This is a genomic window from Paraburkholderia sp. BR10872, assembly GCF_040965835.1.
In the GTDB taxonomy this organism is placed as follows: Bacteria; Pseudomonadota; Gammaproteobacteria; order Burkholderiales; family Burkholderiaceae; genus Paraburkholderia; species Paraburkholderia nodosa_A.
Genome location: NZ_JBFRCN010000154.1, coordinates 1 through 624 on the forward strand (window position 1 = coordinate 1; position 624 = coordinate 624).

The 624-nt window shown below is 55.6% G+C and carries 1 protein-coding gene; it reads right to left on the reverse strand.

Features of this window, described 5'->3' with window-relative positions:
• The coding region (locus AB4Y43_RS40480; protein WP_368730290.1) for a hypothetical protein at positions 1-296 on the reverse strand (296 nt) is incomplete at its 3' end.
• Positions 297-624 lie beyond the last annotated feature (328 nt).

Genomic DNA, 624 nt, shown 5'->3' on the forward strand with positions numbered 1-624 from the left:
CTAGCCCATGTGGCGCGGCCTTGGTCGACACAGCCGTCCCTTCCAACGGCGGAACCTGAAGGGGCTCGATGAGGGCTATCGACTACGTCGCCGCCGGCCCCGGTATCAAGTCGTTCACGTCTACGGCAATACTTATCATTTCTTTGAGGCTGCATGGTGACCGCAACGATGCAGGAAGCGCCGACTTCGTCCTCCGGGTCTTCGTCGTAGTGGTCCATTTCGGCGCGGACGATATACGTGGTGTTTTTCGGCACCACGAAGGTCTCGATCTCGTCGTAGTCGATCCCAGGCTCCATCACATAGCCGCCTCAGAATCCTGACACGAAGTTTCGCGCGGGATATTGCACGGGTATTTGGAAGGATCTAGTGTTCTGTCCCAGAAATAACTTTACGTAAATTCAGATTGTTCTATGATCGAATCACGGTGAGTTGGGGGCGATCATGGGACGCAAAGGAATCGAGCTTGTCGTGTCGGAGCTGGAGCCGAGAGCAATTGCTCTCAATGAGCCGCTCGCGTTCGCTGCCTCACTCTCTCGTGCGCCGGGCAAAGATTATCTTGATGGCCGCTGACGGTCATACCGGTCAAGAAATTGCGACGCAGTGCGAAGTAACACCGCCTGCAAT